Raw genomic sequence first — 20,501 nt, forward strand, 5'->3', positions numbered from 1 at the left:
AAACTCAATGAAATTTAACCGCTCTTTATTAGGTATTGGCATTGTATTTGCACTTGCAGCTTGTGATGACAATCAAGTAAAAACTATTGAAACAAAAGAACTTTTGGATAATTTGAATAATCCGAATTATGTGATTATTGATTCTCGCCAAGATAGTCTTTACAACGGTTTCAAAGATAAAAATACGACGCGTGGTGGACATATTCCTAACGCCGTGCAATTTTCTTGCTCATGGCTAGATTCCATTGCGCCGGATAAATTTGAATCTTTTGCAGCTGGCAAGGGGATTACTAAGGATAAAACCTTGGTATTTTATGATTCTAATCTGGATAATTTAGCTTGCATTAGTGCTGATTTCGCCGCAAAAGGCTATAAAACTCGCGTATTTAATGATTTTATCAGTTACGCTAATGCAGATTATCCATTAGAACATTTTCAAAATTTCCAATATAGCGTTTCTCCGGAATGGATTAATTCTGTGCTGAAAGGCGAAAAACCAGAAACTTACGACAATGATAAATTTGCGATTTTTGAAGTGTCTTGGGGACCGTTAGAAAAATCCCAAGGCTATGTACAACATATTGTTGGCGCTTATCATTTTGATACAGATTGGATCGAAAATGGCCCGATTTGGAATTTATCATCGCCGGAAGTGATTGAGCAAAACTTGTTGAAAAATGGTATTACGGCGGACAAAACTATTATTTTGTATTCAGATAATCAGTTGGCAGCCTATCGCGTATTTTGGGCTTTAAAATGGGCTGGCGTGAAAGATGTGCGTGTATTAAATGGCAATCTTTCTACTTGGATGGATGCCAATTTACCAACAGAAACCACAGTGAATACACCAATACCTGAAACTCATTTTGGTGTAACAATTCCGGCAAATCCTGCGATTGATATTGAAACGCCGAAAGAAATTATGTTGGCACAACAAAATGGCTTGAAACTCATTAGTAACCGCGCTTGGGATGAATATACTGGCAAAGTGAGTGGATATGATTACATTCCAGGCAAAGGTGAACCGCGAGGAGCAATTTGGGGTTTTGCCGGTACTGATTCTTCCAATATGGCTGATTTTTATGATCCAGATGGCACGTTGCGTAACCCAAATGAAATTTTTGCTTTGTGGAAAACTCAAGGTATCGAAAAAGGTAATAAATTAGCCTTTTATTGTGGTACAGGCTGGCGAGCCGGCGTACCTTGGTTTATGACTCAATTAGCCGGCTGGAAAGATACTTTGATTTATGATGGTGGCTGGAATCAATGGCAAATGGATTCTGTTTATCCTGTACAAAAAGGTGCGCCAAATAATATGACAAAACCGGATTCGAAAAATGATTTTGGTAAAGTGATGAAAAAAGGCAATTCCTGTAAAAGTTAATTGAGTGGGGGGGGAAATTACGAGTTTTCTTACATAAAAAACGTGATTTCCCTTTGACTATCTTCGCAACAACAGGTAATATTCACGCCCTATGCAAAAGGTAAAACTACCCCTAACCGTTGATCCGGTAAAAGATGCTCAAAGACGGCTTGATTATGTTGGCTATTATGCTGCTAATCAGCTTGAGCGTTTGACAGAATCAGTGGTAAACGTGCTCAGCGATGCACAGGTAACATTATCGTTTTATATTGATCCACAAAAATTAGTGGTGATGAAAGGTAAAGTGCAAGTTGATGTTGAATTAGAATGTCAGCGTTGTAACGAACCTTACAAACAAACATTGGAATGTGAGTTTACTTATAGTCCAGTGGCTAATTGGGATCAAGCTGATGTATTGCCGGAAATTTATGAGCCAATCGAGTTCAATGAGTTTGGCGAAATAGATTTAATTGGCACGGTGGAAGATGAGCTAATTTTAGCTTTGCCGCTTGTACCAATGCATTCATCTGAACACTGTGAAGTGTCCGCGCAGGAACAGGTTTTTGGCGAATTGCCTGACGAATTGGCAAAAAAACCGAACCCGTTCGCTGTATTAGCTAATTTAAAGCAAAAGTAAATTAAATTTAGGAGTATGGCCAATGGCTGTTCAACAAAATAAAAAATCTCGTTCACGTCGTGACATGCGTCGTTCACACGATGCGTTAACTACTGCTGCAGTATCAGTGGATAAAGCAAGCGGTGAAACTCACTTACGCCACCACGTAACTGCAGACGGTTACTACCGTGGTCGCAAAGTGATCAATAAGTAATTTTTACTTATAGGTATTCACTTGACTCGTCTAACCTTGGCGTTAGATGTGATGGGCGGGGACATTGGTCCCCGTATTACTATCTCTACATTTCTTTTAACATCGGAAAATAATCCGGTGTCTCAATTTTTTCCTTTTTTTAATCGCTTATCTTATTGAGTATGAATAGCAGAATTTTATCTACTGGTAGTTATTTACCAAGCTACATCCGCACAAATGCGGAATTGGAAAAAATGGTTGATACATCAGATGAATGGATTGTCACTCGTTCCGGTATTCGTGAACGTCGTATCGCAGCGGCAGATGAAACTGTTGCAACAATGGGATTTGAAGCGGCAAAAAATGCGATCGAAGCTGCTCAAATTAATCCTCAAGATATTGAACTGATTATTGTTGCAACTACAAGTCACTCACACGCTTATCCGAGTGCAGCGTGCCAAGTACAAGGGTTATTAAATATTGATGATGCGATTTCTTTTGATTTGGCAGCAGCTTGCACTGGCTTTGTCTATGCATTGAGCGTGGCAGATCAATTTATTCGTGCAGGCAAAGTGAAAAAAGCCTTGGTGATAGGCTCAGATCTCAATTCTCGTAAATTAGATGAAACTGATCGCAGCACTGTTGTGCTATTTGGTGATGGTGCGGGAGCGGTAATTCTTGAAGCGAGTGAACAAGAAGGGATTATCTCCACTCATTTACACGCTTCAGCAGATAAACATAATGCCCTTGTTTTAGCTCAACCTGAACGTGGCGTAGAAAAATCTGGATATATCGAGATGCAAGGTAACGAAACGTTTAAATTGGCAGTTCGTGAACTTTCAAATGTGGTGGAAGAAACACTTTTAGCAAATAATTTAGATAAAAAAGATTTAGACTGGCTTGTGCCACACCAAGCAAATTTACGTATTATTACAGCGACAGCTAAAAAATTAGAAATGGATATGTCGCAAGTGGTGGTAACGTTAGATAAATACGCTAATAACAGTGCAGCTACTGTGCCTGTCGCTTTAGATGAGGCTGTTCGAGATGGCCGTATTCAACGTGGGCAGTTATTATTATTAGAAGCCTTTGGCGGTGGTTGGACTTGGGGTTCAGCATTAGTACGCTTCTAATTAATTTGTTAGAATAGGTAAGTAATTTAAAAAGTGCGGTTAATTTTGACCGCACTTTTAGTATTTTGTTGTCAGGTTTCGCCTGATGGCGACCTACTTTCTTTTACACGTGTAAAAGAAAGTAGGCAAAGAAAACACGCCCCAGTTAAATCGCTGTTCTTTGCTTTGTTTCAATTTTCTAAACGGCAATTTGCTGAACTCGCTACGCTCAAACAGACGCAAATTGCCTAAAAATTGAAAGTCGCAAAGGCGATTTATATGGGGCCCCGAATTTATCGGAGCATTATTTAAAAAGTGCGGTTAATTTTGAATTCATTTTAAGAACAAAAAATATTTTGAGTTTTGATCGCACTTTAAATAGGAGAAAGAACAAATTGGGTTCCCTTCTTTTCTACCTTTGTGGAATTGAATTTGTAGGAAATTTTCGTCTGTTTGAGCGTAGCGAGTTCAGAAAATTTCCGTTAAGCAAATTCAATGGAACAAAGCAAATAAGGAAAAGCAGGGGCGCTTTTCTTTTTGCTTACTTTTTCTTTGGCGAGCAAAGAAAAAGTAAGTCGCCATCGGCGAAACCCGATTTTAATTACCGAAGAAGAATTCTTAATTAAAAAACAATAGGACAAAACATAATGAAAAAATTCGCAATGGTCTTCCCAGGTCAAGGCTCCCAAATTGTCGGTATGCTTGCTGATCTTGCAACTGAATATCCAATCGTTACTGAAACATTTAAACAAGCATCTGATGCGCTTGGTTATGATTTATGGCATCTTGTTCAACAAGGCCCAGCTGAAGAACTTAATAAAACATGGCAAACTCAGCCCGCACTTTTGGCTGCATCCGTATCTATCTATCGCGTATGGCAAGAAAAATTTCCTCAATTAAAACCAGAAGTGATGGCAGGGCATAGCTTAGGTGAGTATTCAGCCTTGGTTTGTGCTGGAGTGTTGGATTTCCAAGATGCGATCAAATTAGTGGAATTGCGCGGAAAATTAATGCAACAAGCTGTTCCTGAAGGTACTGGCGCGATGTATGCAATCATTGGTTTGGATAATGAAGCGATTATTAAAGCTTGTAAACAAGCAGAGAAAGGCGAAGTCGTATCTGCGGTAAACTTTAACTCACCAGGCCAAGTCGTTATCGCAGGTGCGAAAGCTGCAGTTGAGCGTGCGGCTGCATTATGTAAAGAAGCGGGGGCGAAACGTGCATTGCCGTTAGCTGTGAGTGTGCCTTCTCACTGTGCCTTGATGAAACCAGCTGCAGAGCAATTAGCGGTTACACTTGAGAATATTCAAATTAATACACCAACAACATCGGTATTAAATAACGTTGATGTGAAAGCTGAAACTGAAGGTGCAGAAATTCGTACCGCACTTGTTCGTCAGTTATATAGCCCAGTTCGTTGGACTGAAACAGTTGAAAAAATGGCGCAAGATGGCGTTCAAGCACTTGTTGAAGTGGGACCAGGTAAAGTATTAAATGGTTTAACCAAACGCATTGTGGGTGATTTACAAGCAATATCTGTAAATGATGTTGCATCATTCAATGCTGTAGAAGAATTTTTAGCGTAAAAGGAAGAAAAAATGCAAGGTAAAATTGCTTTAGTGACAGGGGCTACTCGTGGTATCGGTTGTGCGATTGCAGAAGAACTTAGTTCAAAAGGTGCGTTTGTAATTGGTACTGCAACATCTGAAAAAGGTGCAGAAGCAATTTCTGCATATTTAGGAGATAAAGGTAAAGGTTTAGTTTTAAACGTAATGGATAAAGAATCTATCGAAACTTTACTTGAGCAAATTAAAAATGATTTTGGCGATATTGATATTCTCGTGAATAACGCAGGTATTACTCGCGATAATTTATTGATGCGTATGAAAGATGATGAGTGGTTTGATATTATGCAAACTAACTTAACTTCGGTGTATCATCTTTCTAAAGCCATGTTACGTTCAATGATGAAAAAACGTTTTGGTCGTATCATCAATATTGGTTCAGTGGTGGGTTCAATGGGTAATCCAGGACAAACTAACTATTGTGCGGCAAAAGCGGGTGTGATTGGTTTTTCTAAATCTTTAGCGAAAGAAGTGGCTGCACGAGGTATTACGGTAAATGTGGTTGCACCAGGTTTTATTGCAACGGATATGACAGAAGTGCTTACTGATGAACAAAAAGCAGGTATTTTATCTAATGTTCCAGCAGGTCGTTTAGGTGAAGCCAAAGATATCGCTAAAGCCGTTGCTTTCTTAGCTTCTGATGATGCGGCTTACATTACAGGCACAACGTTGCATGTAAATGGCGGATTGTATCTCAGTTAATTTATTAACAGATTGGTAAGTATGCTAATTTAGGCATCATAAATATGTAAGTGGATTCATATAGCGTGTCCCTTTTATGAAATAACTAAAACTCATGATAAAAACACCGCATTTGGCGGTGTTTTTTATTTGAGCAATATGACTAGTTAACATAACAAATAGCTTACAATGAAGTCTGTGTATCTATTTTTAAGAGAATGTGGATAAAATATCATCATATTCGATGATTGAAATCTATCCACAAAATTCAATGTTAATCACTTCTACGCAATCTATTGTTCCAGCTTTGAGTTTCCATTTCACATTAAATTCGTACAAACTCATTCCATAAATACGATCACTCGGTTTACCTTGTTGATAGGCTGGACGCGGATCTTGCTCTAGCACTTGGCGAATAAAACGACTTAAGTGCGGCCGTTTTTCTTCTCGTTTTTTTACCGCACTTTTGGCTTGCTCGGTAAATTCAACAGTCAGTTTTGCTGGTGGTTTTTCTTGAGCAAAGCTCGATTGCGCATTTGGCTCACTATCCGCATAGGCAATATAGGGTTTGATATCGAAAATCGGCGTGCCATCCACTAAATCCACCGCACCTAAATGGAGAAAAACGTTACCGTTGATACATTCTACTTGACGTAATTCGACTTTGGATAAACCAAGAGGATTTGGGCGGTGCGTTGTGCGTGAAGCAAACACGCCAACTCGTTGATTACCGCCTAACCGCGGAGGACGTACGGTGGGTTGCCATTTTCCTTGTTGGATTTGGTCGAACTGAAAAATTAACCAAAGGTGACTGAATTGTTCCAATCCTCTAACGGCTTCAGGCGAATTATACGGCGGTAAGAGTTCTACAATGCCTACTCCGTCTTCAACTAAATTAGGTTGGCGTGGTACGGAGAATTTTTCTTTATAAGGCGTGTGGATAATGGCGATAGGCGATAAGGTTAAATCATTCATAAATTGGGTGTCTTAGTGTAGAATACGCAGCCTATTGTAATCAAAAGTACGGTCAAAAAAAATGACAAATGAAAAATTGAAAATATGGTGGGAAACGGCTCGACCAAAAACTTTGCCCTTAGCGTTGGCATCGATTTTTACAGGTTCGGCATTAGGTTATTGGGCGAATCCACAAGGTTTTAATGGGCTTGTAATGGCGCTTTGTTTACTCACGACAATTTTATTACAGGTTCTTTCTAATTTTGCCAATGATTATGGGGATCATCAAAAAGGTTCAGATACAGAAGAACGTATTGGGCCATTACGTGGCATTCAAAAAGGCGCAATTTCAGCAAAAGAACTGAAATGGGGATTAATTCTAATGGTGGTGGCCAGTTTTCTGTCAGGAAGTTTCTTGATTGGAATCGCTTATGAAAACCTCTCGGGTTTATTAGCTTTCGCTGGGCTTGGTATTTTAGCTATTGTTGCTGCCATTACTTACACTGTTGGGGCAAAACCTTATGGCTATATGGGATTGGGCGATATCTCTGTATTGGTATTTTTTGGTTTGCTTGGTGTTGGCGGCACTTATTATTTGCAAACTCACGGTATTGATAGCCACATTATTTTGCCTGCTATTGGTTCTGGCTTATTGGCAAGTGCGGTATTAAATATTAATAATTTACGCGATATTGAACAGGATGCGAAAGCTGGCAAAAATACCCTAGCTGTTCGTTTAGGTGCATATAAGGGGCGAGTTTACCACTGTATTTTATTAAGTGTAGCGGCCCTATGTTATTTAGCATTTGCGGTGGCAACGGCCATTTCTTGGACTAATTATTTATTTGTATTGGCAATGCCATTGTTAGCTAAACATGCGATCTTTGTTTATCGTAGTCAGCAGCCAAGAGAATTGCGTCCAATGTTGGCTCAAATGTCTATGATTTCTTTATTAATCAATATCTTGTTTAGTTTAGGCTTGCTTATCAGCTAAATCGGCATATACTAAAGCAAACAAAATTTCAACAATCGATAGGGGAAAGTTATGTTTATTGATACTTCAGAACTTTGCGATATTTATGCAGAACAAGTGGATGTAGTAGAGCCAATTTTTTCAAGCTTTGGTGGCGTAAGTAATTTTTACGGTAAAGTCACTACGGTAAAATGCTTTGAAAGTAATGGATTAATTGCTGAAGTATTAGAGGAAAACGGCGAAGGTCGAGTGCTTGTCATTGATGGTGGTGGTGCGGTACGCCGTGGTTTGATTGATGCAGAATTGGCTCAGCTTGCCGTTGATAATGGTTGGGAAGGCATTATTGTATATGGTGCAGTACGCCAAATTCAGCAATTAGAAAACCTTGATATTGGTATTCATGCCCTTGCGCCAATTCCAGTCAGTGCAGATGAAAGCAGTGCCGGTGAAAGCGATATTCCGGTGAACTTTGGTGGCGTAACCTTTTTCCCAGAAGATTATATTTACGCAGATCTGACAGGAATTATACTTTCGCAAGAGCCCTTAGATTTAGATGATTCGGACGAATAATACGAAAGAGCAAAAGTGCGGTGAAAAATAACCGCACTTTTTTTATCGAAATTTATTGCACTAGATCACATTTCTGAAAATTGAGCATTGCAACTTATTAACATTCATTTAACATTGTAGTCCGTTCGAGTTAGAACACTAACGGAGGAACTTTATGACTGAGATGAAATCTTTCAAAAATCACAAAAATGGCATTATTTTTATTTTAGATATAGTGCTGTTTTTTGTGTTATTAAAAGTGCTACCTTATGAGCCAAAGGCTAGTGCTGGTTTAGCTTTATTGGCTTTTGTCGCAGTGCTTTGGTTAACTGAGGCATTGCATGTTACGGTTACCGCATTATTGGTGCCATTATTGGCGATTGCGCTAGATTTAGTGAGCACCAAACAAGCTTTAGTGGCTTTTGCTGATCCTACAATCTTTTTATTCTTTGGTGGCTTTTCTTTAGCTACAGCCTTGCATATTCAAAAACTCGATAAAATGATTGCTAATAAGATTATGGCGTTAGCGCGCGGTAATTTATTTATTGCCATTATTTATCTCTTTTTGATTACAGCCTTCCTTTCTATGTGGATGAGTAACACGGCAACAGCAGCTATGATGTTACCCCTCGCAATGGGGATTTTAAGCCAACTTGATCATGAGAAAGAACATAATACTTATGTGTTTGTGTTATTAGGGATTGCTTATAGTGCATCAATTGGTGGTATGGGAACCCTTGTGGGCAGTCCACCGAATGCGATTGTAGCAAGTAACTTGCATTTAACTTTTGCAGATTGGTTATGGTACGGTTTACCAATAATGATCATTTTGCTACCACTGATGATTGGTACGCTTTACATTATTTTTAAGCCAAAACTTCATATTAATTTTGAGCAATCTTTTGAACGCATTGAAATGAATTCAGTGCGTGTATTAACACTTGTTATTTTTGTTGTAATTGCTTTAACTTGGGTATTTAGTGGGCAAATTAATCCTTTGATTTCAGGCTTACTTGGTTTGCAGAAAAATATTGCGAGCTTCGATAGTGTCGTCGCTTTATTAGCCGCTATTGTGATTTGTTCTACGGGCATTGCAAGCTGGAAACAAATTCAAGAAAGTACCGACTGGGGCGTATTAATGCTTTTCGGTGGTGGATTAACATTAAGTGCAGTATTGAAGGATTCTGGAGCAAGTAAAATTTTAGCAGATAGCATTGTCTTTATGATTGAAGGACAACATTTCTATCTTATTGGCTTGTTAGTTGCTACATTCATTATTTTCTTAACTGAATTTACCTCTAACACAGCAAGTGCGGCACTGCTGGTCCCAATCTTTATTTCTATCGCCCAATCATTGGGTATGCCAGAAATTGGTTTAGCATTAATTATTGGTCTTGGTGCATCTTGTGCCTTCATGCTACCAGTTGCAACGCCACCAAATGCTATTGTATTCGGTTCTGGTCAAGTAAAACAAAGTGAAATGGTAAAAGCTGGCTTTGTTCTAAATCTAGTATGTATTCTTGTAATTTCAACAATGGGATATTTATTCTGGTTGAATTAATAGCTAAGTTTGGAATTTTAAAAGAAGAAAAGCATGAATAGATGCTTTTCTTTTTTTTATTCAAACCAAATAACACTTGCCATTCGTCCTGTTTGATGATCTCGGCGATAAGAAAAGAAATATTCTTTTTCGTTAAAGGTACAATGTTCTCCACCGTAAATTTGAGTAATACCTAGGTTGTTTAATCGTTGCGTAGCGATTTGGTAAAGATTACCAAGGAATTTTTCTTTTTCTCTCCTATCTGGTTGAAATGCCAGTTTCGCTTTTTGATCTATGGCGATAAATTGCTCTACCACATCGTTTCCTACTTGGAATGCTGTTGGACCGATAGCTGGTCCAAGCCATGCCATGATCTCTTCAGGTTTGGCTTGAAAATATTTTATTGTTTCTTCTAATATGCCGTCGCATAAGCCTCGCCATCCTGCATGAGTTGCAGCTACTTCATTTCCGGGTTTTGTTGTAAATAATACGGGCAAGCAATCTGCTGTCATAATAGTGCAGACTTGATTGGGTTCATTGGTATAAACAGCATCAGCTTCTAAATTATCGTCCAAATAAGGGAGTTGAATAACGCGTGTACTGTGAGTTTGAGTGAGAAATAAAGGCTCTTGAGGTAAGCTAAATTTTTCTACGAGTAAAGCGCGGTTAATTTTGACCGCACTTTTATCATCGCCGACATGATCGCCAAGATTAAAATCATTAAAAGGTGCAGTACTAACACCGCCTTCACGTGTCGTAGTAAAGGCGTGAATATTATCGGCAACAGGCCAGTTAGGTTGTATGATCCGCATTAATTAATAGTCCAATTCATTTTGGTGTTCTAGATAATCTGTTTTTAATGCGTTGAGCAGTTTCACAAAATCATCTGGTAAAGGCGCATACCATTCCATCATTTCCCCTGTAATTGGATGTGCGAGGCGTAACATGACGGCATGTAGAGCCTGACGTTTGAAATCACGTAAAACAGACATAAATGCTTCACTAGAATTTTTAGGTGGGCGAGGGCGTCCACCATAAGTTTGATCACCTAATAATGGGTGGGCTATATGTGCCATATGTACACGAATTTGGTGGGTTCGACCTGTTTCTAGTCGCAAGCGTAAGCGAGTGTAATTGCGGAAATTTTCCATAATACGATAATGGGTAATGGCAGGTTTTCCCATAGGGTGAACAGCCATTAATGTACGTTTGGTTGCATGGCGAGCCATTGGTTGATCTACAGTACCGCCTTTAGTCATTATGCCTGATGCGACTGCCTCATATTCGCGTGTGATTTTTCGTTTTTGTAGATCTCGCACAAGTTTGGTTTGTGCGGGGATCGTTTTAGCTACGACCATTAATCCGGTTGTGTCTTTATCTAGGCGGTGGACAATCCCTGCACGAGGCACTTCTGCGATTGGTGGATAATGATAGAGTAGCGCATTGAGCACAGTTCCATTCGGATTCCCCGCACCTGGATGAACAACAAGATCTTTGGGTTTATTTATAACTATAATATCATCATCTTCATAAACAATATTCAAGGGGATATTTTCAGGTTCAAAACGTGTTTCATCTTCTATATCAACGGTAATTGCTACGTGTTCTCCCCCCAGCACTTTTTCTCGAGGAATATTGACAATTTGATTGTTAAGTTTAACGAGATCTGCTTCAATCCAAGTTTTTAATCTGGATCGAGAGTACTCTGGGAACAATTCTGCAAGCGTTTGGTCTAAGCGTTGTCCTATTTGTTCTGACTGTATTTCAGCTGAAAGGGTTATTAATGGCATAAAAGGCTCTCAAAGTTTTTTTAAAAGTTGGCTTATTGATTAATGTTCTATACAATAGCTGGCAATTGTATCTTATTTATCGGTTTTCGTAAAAATTAAGGAAAAAACAATGCGTAAAATGAAATCTTTAGCTTTATTGGCAATGGCAGCATTGGTAGTTGGGTGTTCAGGCTCAAAAGATGTTGAACAAGCATCGGTGAGTGAACTTTATACGAAAGGTTCAAACGCGTTGCAAGAAGGTGGATATTCAGAAGCTATTCGCTACTTAAAAGCTGCAAATGAGCGCTTCCCTGGCAGCATCTATCAAGAGCAAGCAATGATTGATTTGATTTACGCAAATTATAAGTCACAAAACTATACGGATATTGAGACGTTGGGAAATGATTTTATTCGTATGTTCCCTCAAAGCCAAAACCAACCTTATGTGATTTATATGACAGGTCTTGCATATTCGGCTATGAGCGATAATTTTATTCAAGATTTTTTTGGAATCGATCGCGCAACACGTGAAACGGTTTCTATGCGTAATGCATTTAATTATTTCCAAGGTTTAGTTACGCATTTCCCAAATAGTCCTTATACACAAGATGCGCTTGCTCGTATGGCTTATATTAAAGCGGCCCTTGCTCGCCATGAGCTAGATATTGCGAAGTTTTATGCTAAACGAGATGCTTGGGTAGCTGTGTCAAATCGTGTTGTTGGTATGTTAAAACAATATCCCGATGCGCAAGCAACCTATGAAGGTTTATTCTTAATGAAAGAAGCCTACAATAAGATGGGGCTAACTACATTAGAAAATCAAACTCAACAAATTATTGATGCGAATAAAGGTAAATCTTTTGAAGCGGTAGAAAAACCGAAAGAACCTGAATTAGCCTTGCCTAAAGTAAAATAAACAATGCAATAAAGCCCGAATCATTTCGGGCTTTATGCTTTTTTCATATCATCCACGATGTGCATTTTTCATAATGCGATCTTTTGTAACTTTCCACTCACGCTCTTTAATATCATCGCGTTTGTCGTGTTGTTTTTTCCCTTTTGCTAAGCCAATTTTAACTTTTGCCCAAGCACTTTTCCAATAAAGAGATAGCGCCACAATAGTGAATCCGTCACGATTAGCTTTACCAAATAGTGAGGCAAGTTCTCGCTTATTGAGTAATAATTTACGTGTTCGTGTAGGATCGCAAACAATGTGAGTTGAGGCAACATTTAGAGGTTGGATGCTGGCACCAAATAAAAAAGCTTCTCCATTTTTGAAAATTACATAGCTATCACTAATATTGGCTTTGCCTGCACGCATTGATTTTACTTCCCAGCCTTGTAGTTCAAGGCCTGCTTCAATCTCATCTTCAATAAAATAATCGTGTCTTGCTCGTTTATTCAACGCAATATTATTTGATCCGGGTTTTATTTTTTTCTTTGTCATTGTCTTTCACCTTATCTTGATTTCGGCATTCTATAGGATATCTTTTTTGATAGCAAAAAGATCGTGTAGGTATAGTTTATTAACATTTTGAATGCTCATTGATGGCTAATGTAAGGCTATCATAAGATATTTAGCTATTATCTCTCGAAAGAAACAAATCTTAAATTAACAGCTATACAATGAGGGGGATAAAATTCTCTTAATTTGATTTTTTCTTGAGTTCATATTGAATTCAAACTAGACTTAACCATCATTTTATTTTATCCATATTGATTATGCGTGTTTCAGATTTTAATTTCGATTTACCTGATGAACTTATTGCTCGTTATCCAAAAGAGGACAGAGCATCTTGCCGTTTATTACATTTGAATGGGGAAAATGGCGCGGTAATTGATCGCACTTTTTCAGATGTATTGGATTTAATTAATGAAGGCGATTTATTGATTTTCAATAATACTCGCGTCATTCCTGCAAGAATGTTTGGGCGTAAAGCCAGCGGTGGAAAAATTGAAGTTTTAGTTGAACGCATGCTAGATGAGCATCGTTTCTTAGCGCATATTCGTTCATCAAAATCACCAAAAGAAGGAACTGAATTATTTTTAGGTGAAGATAAATTAGGCGAAAATCATGGAATTAGAGCGGTAATGACAGTGCGTCATGGCGCATTATTTGAAGTGGAATTAAGTGATAAATCAACCGCTCTTTTAGATGTGTTGCAATCCATTGGACATATGCCATTGCCGCCTTATATCGACCGTCCAGATGAAGAAGCTGATCAAGAATGTTATCAAACCGTTTATAGTAAAGTACCGGGTGCGGTAGCAGCACCAACAGCAGGCTTACATTTTGATGAGCCCTTACTTGAAAAACTTAAAGCGAAAGGCGTGAATTTTGAATTTGTTACATTGCATGTGGGCGCAGGAACATTCCAGCCAGTTCGTGTCGAAAATATTGAAGATCATGTGATGCATACAGAATACGTAGAAGTTTCCCAAGAAGTTTGCAATGCAATTATTGCAACAAAAAAAGTGGGTAAACGTGTGATTGCAGTAGGAACCACTTCTGTTCGTTCTATTGAAAGTGCGGCACTTTCTGCAGAAGAATTTGGCAATCTAGATTTAATTGAGCCTTATTTTTCTGATACCTCTATTTTTATTTATCCTGGTAAAAAATTCCGAGTGGTAGATTGTTTAATTACTAATTTCCACTTACCTGAAAGCACATTGATAATGTTAGTTTCAGCTTTTGCTGGTTATAAAAATACTATGAATGCGTATAAACATGCAGTGCAAGAAAAATATCGTTTCTTTAGTTATGGCGATGCGATGTTTATTAATAAAAATTCTAATGTGAGAGGATTGGAATAAGTTGTTTGACTTGTAATTAGTCAGCACCTACAATAAAGAGCGGTAACCATCCCTTGTCGGAGAATCTACCTAGCCAGCGCTACCTTTCAATAGTAGGCAAAGTAGAATAACAATGATTAGTTTAATAATGAGATTAATCATAGTTTTTATCCTCAATTTGATTACAAATGAAGGATCTACTCAAACAGCCCGTCAGGTGCATACTGGCGGACTGATTTTAACAGATCCGCCTCTGCTCAAAGAGCATTGGAAATATGATAGCACAAAGCCTGTATTTTTTAACAGGCTTTTTTGTTCACAAAAATCTTCGAACTGTTTATTCGTTGGAGCCAAAATGAAGTATGAATTAGATAAAACAAGCGGCAGTGCGCGTCGTGGTCGCTTGGTATTTGAACGTCCACAAGGCACGTTCAGCGTAGAAACCCCTGCATTTATGCCGGTGGGTACTTATGGTACGGTAAAAGGCATGACGCCAGAAGAAGTGCGTGCGACAGGTGCAGAAATTTTATTGGGTAACACCTTCCATTTATGGCTTCGTCCAGGTCAAGAAGTCATGCGTAAACACGGTGATTTACATGACTTTATGCAATGGCATCGCCCGATTTTAACTGACAGTGGCGGCTTCCAAGTATTTAGTTTAGGTAAATTACGTAAAATCACTGAAGAAGGCGTGAAATTCCAAAATCCAATTAACGGTGAGCGCATCTTCCTTTCGCCTGAAAAATCCATGGAAATTCAATATGATTTAGGTTCTGATATCGTGATGATTTTCGATGAATGTACGCCTTATCCAGCTACTTTCGATTATGCGAAAAAATCTATGGAAATGTCTCTTCGTTGGGCAAAACGTAGCCGCGATCGCTTTGATGAATTAGGCAATAAAAATGCGCTATTCGGTATTATCCAAGGCGGCGTATTTGAAGAATTACGTAAAGTCTCATTGGAAGGCTTAGTGAATATCGGCTTTGACGGTTATGCAGTGGGCGGTTTAGCGGTAGGCGAACCAAAAGAAGACATGCACCGTATCTTAGAATATATCTGCCCACAAATTCCCGCTGATAAACCACGTTATTTAATGGGCGTGGGGAAACCAGAAGATTTAGTGGAAGGCGTGCGTCGTGGTATTGATATGTTTGACTGCGTAATGCCAACTCGTAACGCACGTAACGGCCATTTATTTGTGACTGATGGTATTGTTAAAATCCGTAATGCAAAATATCGCGATGATACGAGCCCATTAGATCCTGAATGTGATTGCTACACCTGTAAAAACTATACGAAAGCTTATTTATATCACTTAGATAAGTGCGGTGAAATTTTAGGTGCACGCTTAAATACCATTCACAATTTACGCTATTATCAACGTTTAATGGCGGAAATTCGTCAAGCGATTGAAGATGATCGTTTTGATGATTTTGTGGTGGAATTCTATGCTCGCATGGGCAAACCTGTTCCACCATTACAATTAGCGGATAAATCATAATTGATGAAAGTGCGGTAGAAAAATGAAATGTTTTTTGACCGCATTTTTTAACAAAGGAAACCTTATGCAAATTCTTGAACCTCAACAATTCACCACCTGGAATGAACCTATTGAAATGCTTTATGCCTGTCATAGTAAGGTAAAACGTTTTTGTCGTCAGTTAAGCATTTTGCCTGATTATCTAGAAAAACACGGCTATACTCAGGCTGTATTAAATGATGTTGAGCAGATTTTAACTTATTTCAATCGTGCCGCCCCCCTACATCATGAGGATGAAGAATTAGATTTTTTCCCTCAATTAGTCAAAGTCGCTCCGCAAGCACAAAGCTCCATTGATGAATTAGAACAACAGCACGAATATTTGCATGAAAATTGGAATGCATTATCTGCGCAGTTAGAAGAGCTTATTTCTGAACAACGTCAAAATATTGATGAACATTTAATTGAATGCTTTGTTCAAGGTTATGATCGTCATATTGCGTTAGAAGAACCGTTATTTGAAATGGGGCGTGAATGCTTAAGTGCGGATATTTTGGCTGAAATGGGCAAGAGCATGAGTGCTCGTCGTCAAGTGAAAGAATGAAATATCAGCTCAATTTAACCGCACTTCGATGTCCAATTCCTCTTTTAAGTGCCAAAAAAGCCTTAAAAAATTTGGATAAAAATGATGAGCTAATGTTGATCTTAAACCTTGAAAGTGCGGTGGAAAATTTTTCTATTTTTGCAAAGGAAAATTCTGTTGCTTTGGTCGAGCAATATTACGCTTCGGAAAAAGAATTTATCGTTATCTTGAAAAAATAAAATTAATCGCCATAACGTAGGATATTGGGTGTGGTTCACCTTTCCCAATGAGCCAATTTATGGTATTTTAAGCGCAATTTTTAACTTAAATTAACAAGGAAAACATACAATGGAAGCACAAAACCCGATGTCCACGTTATTTATTTTCGTGATCTTTGGTTTAATTTTTTACTTTATGATTTATCGCCCGCAAGCTAAACGCAATAAAGAACATAAAAAATTGATGTCTGAGCTTGCAAAGGGTACTGAAGTTTTAACTGCTGGTGGTTTAATCGGCAAAATTACTAAAGTAACTGAAGGTAGCGATAGTATCGTGATTGCGTTAAACGACACGACAGAAATTACGATTAATCGTAACTACATTGTGAGCGTTCTTCCTAAAGGTTCATTAAAATCACTTTAAGAGTAACGTTAAATTATTTTCCAGAGCCACGAATTGTGGCTCTGTGCGTTAGAAAAGAAAAGGAAAACTATGTTAAACCGTTATCCATTATGGAAGAATTTGATGGTTATTTTTATTGTGGCCATCGGGATTTTATATTCTCTTCCAAATATTTATGGTGAAGATCCTGCGGTGCAAATTTCCGGTACGCGCGGTCAAGAAGCGAATACTAGCGTGCTTGGACAAGTTCAAGATGTGCTTAAAACCAATAATCTTCCAACCAAATCTGTCGTGCTTGAGAAGGGCTCAATTCTAGCTCGTTTCACTAATACCGATGATCAACTTCTCGCTAAAGATAAAATTGCTGAACGTCTTGGCAATAATTACACCACCGCATTAAATCTTGCTCCGGCCACTCCAGCTTGGTTAAGCATGTTTGGTGCTAACCCAATGAAATGGGGATTAGACTTACGCGGTGGGGTTCGTTTTTTGATGGAAGTCGATATGAATGCTGCACTTGTAAAACGTCAAGAGCAATTACAAGACAGTTTACGTAACGAACTTCGCAAAGAAAAAATTCAATATACGACAATTAAAAATACTGAGCATTTTGGCACGTCTGTCACATTGGCTGATGCAAGTCAACGCTCTAAAGCGGAACGTATTATTCATCAGTTGCATCCAACCTTAGATATCACAGAGTTGGATAACGATAGTATCAATTTAGGTCTTTCAACTTCAGCATTAAATGAAGCACGCGACTTAGCCATTGAGCAAAACTTAACGATTTTGCGTAAACGTGTTGCTGAACTAGGGGTATCTGAGGCGGTCATTCAACGTCAAGGCGCTGAACGTATTGTAATTGAATTACCAGGTGTTCAAGATACTGCTCGCGCAAAAGAAATTTTAGGTGCAACTGCAACACTTGAGTTTCGTATCGTAAATCAAAATGTTACAGCTGATGCAATTTCTCGTAATATGTTGCCAGCTGATTCGGAAGTTAAATATGATCGCCAAGGTCATCCTGTCGCATTATTTAAACGCGCGGTCTTAGGTGGTGAGCATATTATTAATTCAAGTTCTGGTTTAGATCAGCATTCAAGCACCCCACAAGTGAGTGTAACCTTGGATGGTGAAGGTGGGGAGATTATGTCTCAAACCACCAAAAAATATTACAAGAAGCCAATGGCGACGCTTTATGTTGAATATAAAGATAACGGTAAAAAAGACGAAAATGGTAAAACCATTTTAGAAAAACATGAGGAAGTCATTAATGTGGCGACGATCCAAGGTCGTTTCAGTTCTAACTTCCAAATTACCGGTGTTGATAGTATCGCGGAAGCGCACAATCTTTCTACCTTATTGAAATCTGGCGCATTAATTGCACCAATTCAAATTGTTGAAGAACGTACAATTGGCCCATCTTTAGGTGCACAAAATGTAGAACAAGGGATTAATGCGAGTTTCTGGGGACTCATCGCTGTGATTGTCTTTATGCTGTTCTACTACAAAATGTTCGGTATTATCGCAAGTTTTGCTTTGGTTATTAATATTGTGTTGTTAGTGGGTTTAATGTCCATTTTACCTGGTGCGACACTTTCTATGCCAGGGATTGCCGGTATCGTATTAACCTTAGGTATGTCGGTGGATGCAAACGTGTTAATTTTTGAACGTATTAAAGAAGAAATTCGTAATGGTCGTCCAATTCAACAAGCAATTAACGAAGGCTATAACGGGGCGTTTACCTCTATTTTTGATGCGAATTTAACGACAATTTTAACTGCAATTATCTTGTATGCTGTGGGGACAGGCCCAATTCAAGGATTTGCGATTACGCTTTCACTTGGTGTGGCAATTTCAATGTTTACCGCAATTACAGGAACACGAGCATTAGTTAATGCGCTCTATGGCGGCAAACAACTTAAGAAATTATCAATTTAGGTAGGGAACGATGAAAATTTTTGCAAAAGATAAAGACGGACATTTTATCCGTGAAATCAATGGGATTAAACTCCCGTTCCCATTGACCGAATTTATGAAAATGCGTAAATGGGGCTATGTTTTTTCCGCACTTTTAATGGCCGTTTCGCTATTTTTTATCGTATCAAAAGGCTTTAACTGGGGATTGGATTTTACTGGTGGTGTTGTTTTTGATACCCATTTTTCACAATCTGCAGACTTAGAAAAAATCCGTGGTAAGCTCCATGAAAATGGTATTGAAAGTCCAATTGTGCAGACAACGGGGTCTGTTCAAGATGTCATGATTCGTTTACCAGCTACGGATAATGATTCAGGCATTGGCGATCGTGTAAAAGGAATGCTTCAAGAAGTAGATTCTGGCATTAAGATTCGTAGTGTTGAATTCGTTGGACCAAACGTAGGGGAAGAGTTGGCTCAAGGCGCGGTGTATGCGACATTAGCGACATTAGCGATGATGCTAGTTTATGTAGGCTCTCGCTTTGAATGGCGTTTAGGTTTCGGCGGTATCGCATCCCTTGCGCATGACGTAATAATTACTCTTGGTGTGTTTTCAGCATTACAAATCGAAATTGATTTAACCTTCGTGGCAGCGATTTTATCTGTTGTGGGTTATTCTATTAACGATAGTATTGTGGTCTTTGACCGTGTGCGTGAAAACTTCAGAAAAATAAGACGTCTAGATACGATTGATATTATTGATGTTTCTTTAACTCAAACTTTATCAAGAACCATCATGACCTCTGCGACAACATTAATTGTTGTTATTGCATTGTTCTTTTTTGGTGGACCATCAATTCATAACTTCTCTTTAGCGTTACTTGTGGGTATTGGATTTGGTACATATTCTTCAATCTTTATTGCAATCGCAATTGCATACGATGTTGGATTACGGCGTGAACATATGATCCCGCCTAAAGTAGATAAGGAAATTGATGAATTACCGTGATTTCTTGATAATCAACTAAAAGTAAGCCCCAGACTATAATTGTCTGGGGCTATTTTTTATTTAGATTTTTTGCTTTGAATAGCAGCGAAAATAACTTACCTTCGTTTAACAGTAAAATATTATTTTACGCGAGATACGTATTCGCCAGAACGAGTATCTACTTTGATTACTTCACCGATTTGAACGAAAAGAGGTACTTTTACTACTGCGCCAGTGCTTAATGTTGCTGGTTTACCGCCAGTACCTGCGGTATCGCCTTTAAGACCTGGGTCTGTATCGACGATTTCTAATTCAACAAAGTTTGGTGGAGTAACAGTAATTGGTGCACCATTCCATAAAGTCACGATACAATCTGCTTGGTCTAATAACCATTTTTCTGCATCACCTACAGCTTTTGCATCAGCAGAGTATTGTTCAAATGTTTCTGGGTGCATGAAATACCAGAATGCATCATCTTTGTATGAATAAGTTAAGTTAAGATCCATAACATCAGCAGCTTCAACCGAAGTACCAGATTTGAAGTTTACGTCTAATACTTTGCCTGAAATTAATTTACGAATACGAGTACGGGTGAAAGCTTGACCTTTACCTGGTTTTACGAATTCATTTTCAACGATTACGCAAGGTTCACCGTCTTGCATAAATTTTAGACCTGGTTTGAAATCACTGGTAGTATATGTAGCCATATTTTTAATATCCTAAAAATTAGAGATGGTTTGA

At 38.5% G+C, this 20,501-nt stretch carries 22 protein-coding genes; 17 read left to right on the forward strand and 5 right to left on the reverse strand.

Annotated elements, in window-relative coordinates:
* Positions 1-7: 7 nt before the first annotated feature.
* The 6 genes from LIX50_RS00325 (at position 8) to fabG (ending at position 5,611) form a co-directional block, all read left to right on the forward strand.
* A complete protein-coding gene (locus LIX50_RS00325) occupies positions 8-1,384 on the forward strand; it encodes a rhodanese-like domain-containing protein (protein WP_048954227.1) in 1,377 nt (458 codons plus the stop codon).
* A gap of 91 nt (positions 1,385-1,475) precedes the next feature.
* Positions 1,476-2,000 (forward strand): 23S rRNA accumulation protein YceD, encoded by a 525-nt coding sequence (gene yceD, locus LIX50_RS00330; RefSeq protein WP_048954226.1) that lies wholly within the window; start codon positions 1,476-1,478, stop codon positions 1,998-2,000.
* A gap of 22 nt (positions 2,001-2,022) precedes the next feature.
* Entirely contained in the window at positions 2,023-2,193 is a 171-nt protein-coding gene (gene rpmF / locus LIX50_RS00335; RefSeq protein WP_005544470.1) for a 50S ribosomal protein L32, read from the forward strand.
* 161 nt (positions 2,194-2,354) lie between these two features.
* Positions 2,355-3,305: a beta-ketoacyl-ACP synthase III gene (locus tag LIX50_RS00340; protein WP_009500357.1), complete on the forward strand. Its 951-nt coding sequence runs from the start codon at positions 2,355-2,357 to the stop codon at positions 3,303-3,305.
* A gap of 626 nt (positions 3,306-3,931) precedes the next feature.
* The gene (gene fabD, locus LIX50_RS00345) at positions 3,932-4,870 is read left to right on the forward strand and encodes an ACP S-malonyltransferase (RefSeq protein ID WP_048954225.1); all 939 of its coding nucleotides are present in this window, start codon (positions 3,932-3,934) and stop codon (positions 4,868-4,870) included.
* A gap of 12 nt (positions 4,871-4,882) precedes the next feature.
* Positions 4,883-5,611, forward strand: coding sequence for a 3-oxoacyl-ACP reductase FabG (fabG, locus tag LIX50_RS00350; protein WP_048954224.1), 729 nt, complete (start codon positions 4,883-4,885; stop codon positions 5,609-5,611).
* A 234-nt stretch (positions 5,612-5,845) separates the two neighbouring features.
* Here the strand turns inward: fabG and tsaA are convergent, their stop codons facing one another.
* Complete coding sequence (tsaA, locus tag LIX50_RS00355; protein ID WP_048954223.1) at positions 5,846-6,565, reverse strand: tRNA (N6-threonylcarbamoyladenosine(37)-N6)-methyltransferase TrmO; 720 nt, start codon at positions 6,563-6,565, stop codon at positions 5,846-5,848.
* 61 nt (positions 6,566-6,626) lie between these two features.
* Between tsaA and menA the strand changes: the two genes are divergently transcribed.
* From menA to LIX50_RS00370, 3 genes are all read left to right on the forward strand, one after another.
* On the forward strand, positions 6,627-7,538 hold the full coding sequence (menA, locus tag LIX50_RS00360) for a 1,4-dihydroxy-2-naphthoate octaprenyltransferase (RefSeq protein WP_048954222.1): 912 nt from the start codon (positions 6,627-6,629) through the stop codon (positions 7,536-7,538).
* Positions 7,539-7,589: 51 nt separating this feature from the next.
* On the forward strand, positions 7,590-8,087 hold the full coding sequence (gene rraA, locus LIX50_RS00365) for a ribonuclease E activity regulator RraA (RefSeq protein WP_048954221.1): 498 nt from the start codon (positions 7,590-7,592) through the stop codon (positions 8,085-8,087).
* Positions 8,088-8,241: 154 nt separating this feature from the next.
* Positions 8,242-9,627 (forward strand): DASS family sodium-coupled anion symporter, encoded by a 1,386-nt coding sequence (locus LIX50_RS00370; RefSeq protein ID WP_048954220.1) that lies wholly within the window; start codon positions 8,242-8,244, stop codon positions 9,625-9,627.
* A gap of 56 nt (positions 9,628-9,683) precedes the next feature.
* Here the strand turns inward: LIX50_RS00370 and pgeF are convergent, their stop codons facing one another.
* Together pgeF and rluD are read right to left on the reverse strand one after the other, a co-directional pair.
* Positions 9,684-10,418, reverse strand: coding sequence for a peptidoglycan editing factor PgeF (gene pgeF / locus LIX50_RS00375; RefSeq protein WP_048954219.1), 735 nt, complete (start codon positions 10,416-10,418; stop codon positions 9,684-9,686).
* A gap of 3 nt (positions 10,419-10,421) precedes the next feature.
* Positions 10,422-11,396, reverse strand: coding sequence for a 23S rRNA pseudouridine(1911/1915/1917) synthase RluD (rluD, locus tag LIX50_RS00380; protein WP_048954218.1), 975 nt, complete (start codon positions 11,394-11,396; stop codon positions 10,422-10,424).
* 109 nt (positions 11,397-11,505) lie between these two features.
* Between rluD and LIX50_RS00385 the strand changes: the two genes are divergently transcribed.
* Positions 11,506-12,291 carry an outer membrane protein assembly factor BamD gene (locus LIX50_RS00385; protein WP_048954217.1) on the forward strand — a complete coding sequence of 262 codons (786 nt, stop codon included), beginning with the start codon at positions 11,506-11,508 and terminating at the stop codon, positions 12,289-12,291.
* Between the two features lie 48 nt (positions 12,292-12,339).
* Here the strand turns inward: LIX50_RS00385 and smpB are convergent, their stop codons facing one another.
* Positions 12,340-12,822 (reverse strand): SsrA-binding protein SmpB, encoded by a 483-nt coding sequence (gene smpB / locus LIX50_RS00390; RefSeq protein WP_048954216.1) that lies wholly within the window; start codon positions 12,820-12,822, stop codon positions 12,340-12,342.
* A 275-nt stretch (positions 12,823-13,097) separates the two neighbouring features.
* Here smpB and queA point away from each other — a divergent pair, with 275 nt between their 5' ends.
* The 7 genes from queA to secF all read left to right on the forward strand — a co-directional run bounded on the left by queA (position 13,098) and on the right by secF (position 19,781).
* Positions 13,098-14,189, forward strand: coding sequence for a tRNA preQ1(34) S-adenosylmethionine ribosyltransferase-isomerase QueA (queA, locus tag LIX50_RS00395; RefSeq protein WP_048954215.1), 1,092 nt, complete (start codon positions 13,098-13,100; stop codon positions 14,187-14,189).
* 334 nt (positions 14,190-14,523) lie between these two features.
* Positions 14,524-15,672 (forward strand): tRNA guanosine(34) transglycosylase Tgt, encoded by a 1,149-nt coding sequence (gene tgt, locus LIX50_RS00400; protein WP_005695471.1) that lies wholly within the window; start codon positions 14,524-14,526, stop codon positions 15,670-15,672.
* A gap of 64 nt (positions 15,673-15,736) precedes the next feature.
* Positions 15,737-16,255 (forward strand): hemerythrin domain-containing protein, encoded by a 519-nt coding sequence (locus LIX50_RS00405; protein WP_048954214.1) that lies wholly within the window; start codon positions 15,737-15,739, stop codon positions 16,253-16,255.
* Complete coding sequence (locus tag LIX50_RS00410) at positions 16,252-16,473, forward strand: sulfurtransferase TusA family protein (RefSeq protein WP_046938956.1); 222 nt, start codon at positions 16,252-16,254, stop codon at positions 16,471-16,473. The genes LIX50_RS00405 and LIX50_RS00410 overlap by 4 nt, the downstream gene beginning before the upstream one ends.
* A 109-nt stretch (positions 16,474-16,582) precedes the next feature.
* Entirely contained in the window at positions 16,583-16,876 is a 294-nt protein-coding gene (gene yajC, locus LIX50_RS00415) for a preprotein translocase subunit YajC (RefSeq protein WP_005631054.1), read from the forward strand.
* A gap of 69 nt (positions 16,877-16,945) precedes the next feature.
* Complete coding sequence (gene secD / locus LIX50_RS00420; RefSeq protein ID WP_048954213.1) at positions 16,946-18,796, forward strand: protein translocase subunit SecD; 1,851 nt, start codon at positions 16,946-16,948, stop codon at positions 18,794-18,796.
* 10 nt (positions 18,797-18,806) lie between these two features.
* On the forward strand, positions 18,807-19,781 hold the full coding sequence (gene secF / locus LIX50_RS00425) for a protein translocase subunit SecF (RefSeq protein ID WP_005634414.1): 975 nt from the start codon (positions 18,807-18,809) through the stop codon (positions 19,779-19,781).
* Positions 19,782-19,900: 119 nt separating this feature from the next.
* On the opposite strand, the gene efp is transcribed toward secF, so the two are convergent.
* Positions 19,901-20,467 (reverse strand): elongation factor P, encoded by a 567-nt coding sequence (gene efp / locus LIX50_RS00430; RefSeq protein WP_005635150.1) that lies wholly within the window; start codon positions 20,465-20,467, stop codon positions 19,901-19,903.
* Between the last annotated feature and the right edge of the window lie 34 nt (positions 20,468-20,501).

Origin of the sequence: Haemophilus sp. Marseille-P9675, from assembly GCF_916862695.1 — a bacterium.
GTDB lineage: Bacteria > Pseudomonadota > Gammaproteobacteria > Enterobacterales > Pasteurellaceae > Haemophilus > Haemophilus haemolyticus_K.

Bases quoted from the DNA above. Each gene is read 5' to 3' on its own strand.
- LIX50_RS00370 (WP_048954220.1), top strand. From the start codon at position 8,242: ATGACTGAGATGAAATCTTTCAAAAATCACAAAAATGGCATTATTTTT.
- fabD (WP_048954225.1), top strand. From the start codon at position 3,932: ATGAAAAAATTCGCAATGGTCTTCCCAGGTCAAGGCTCCCAAATTGTC.
- yajC (WP_005631054.1), top strand. From the start codon at position 16,583: ATGGAAGCACAAAACCCGATGTCCACGTTATTTATTTTCGTGATCTTT.
- LIX50_RS00340 (WP_009500357.1), top strand. From the start codon at position 2,355: ATGAATAGCAGAATTTTATCTACTGGTAGTTATTTACCAAGCTACATC.
- tsaA (WP_048954223.1), bottom strand. From the start codon at position 6,565: ATGAATGATTTAACCTTATCGCCTATCGCCATTATCCACACGCCTTAT.
- rluD (WP_048954218.1), bottom strand. From the start codon at position 11,396: ATGCCATTAATAACCCTTTCAGCTGAAATACAGTCAGAACAAATAGGA.
- efp (WP_005635150.1), bottom strand. From the start codon at position 20,467: ATGGCTACATATACTACCAGTGATTTCAAACCAGGTCTAAAATTTATG.
- LIX50_RS00410 (WP_046938956.1), top strand. From the start codon at position 16,252: ATGAAATATCAGCTCAATTTAACCGCACTTCGATGTCCAATTCCTCTT.
- queA (WP_048954215.1), top strand. From the start codon at position 13,098: ATGCGTGTTTCAGATTTTAATTTCGATTTACCTGATGAACTTATTGCT.
- menA (WP_048954222.1), top strand. From the start codon at position 6,627: ATGACAAATGAAAAATTGAAAATATGGTGGGAAACGGCTCGACCAAAA.
- rraA (WP_048954221.1), top strand. From the start codon at position 7,590: ATGTTTATTGATACTTCAGAACTTTGCGATATTTATGCAGAACAAGTG.
- smpB (WP_048954216.1), bottom strand. From the start codon at position 12,822: ATGACAAAGAAAAAAATAAAACCCGGATCAAATAATATTGCGTTGAAT.
- tgt (WP_005695471.1), top strand. From the start codon at position 14,524: ATGAAGTATGAATTAGATAAAACAAGCGGCAGTGCGCGTCGTGGTCGC.
- rpmF (WP_005544470.1), top strand. From the start codon at position 2,023: ATGGCTGTTCAACAAAATAAAAAATCTCGTTCACGTCGTGACATGCGT.
- LIX50_RS00405 (WP_048954214.1), top strand. From the start codon at position 15,737: ATGCAAATTCTTGAACCTCAACAATTCACCACCTGGAATGAACCTATT.
- secD (WP_048954213.1), top strand. From the start codon at position 16,946: ATGTTAAACCGTTATCCATTATGGAAGAATTTGATGGTTATTTTTATT.
- LIX50_RS00385 (WP_048954217.1), top strand. From the start codon at position 11,506: ATGCGTAAAATGAAATCTTTAGCTTTATTGGCAATGGCAGCATTGGTA.
- fabG (WP_048954224.1), top strand. From the start codon at position 4,883: ATGCAAGGTAAAATTGCTTTAGTGACAGGGGCTACTCGTGGTATCGGT.
- pgeF (WP_048954219.1), bottom strand. From the start codon at position 10,418: ATGCGGATCATACAACCTAACTGGCCTGTTGCCGATAATATTCACGCC.
- LIX50_RS00325 (WP_048954227.1), top strand. From the start codon at position 8: ATGAAATTTAACCGCTCTTTATTAGGTATTGGCATTGTATTTGCACTT.
- secF (WP_005634414.1), top strand. From the start codon at position 18,807: ATGAAAATTTTTGCAAAAGATAAAGACGGACATTTTATCCGTGAAATC.
- yceD (WP_048954226.1), top strand. From the start codon at position 1,476: ATGCAAAAGGTAAAACTACCCCTAACCGTTGATCCGGTAAAAGATGCT.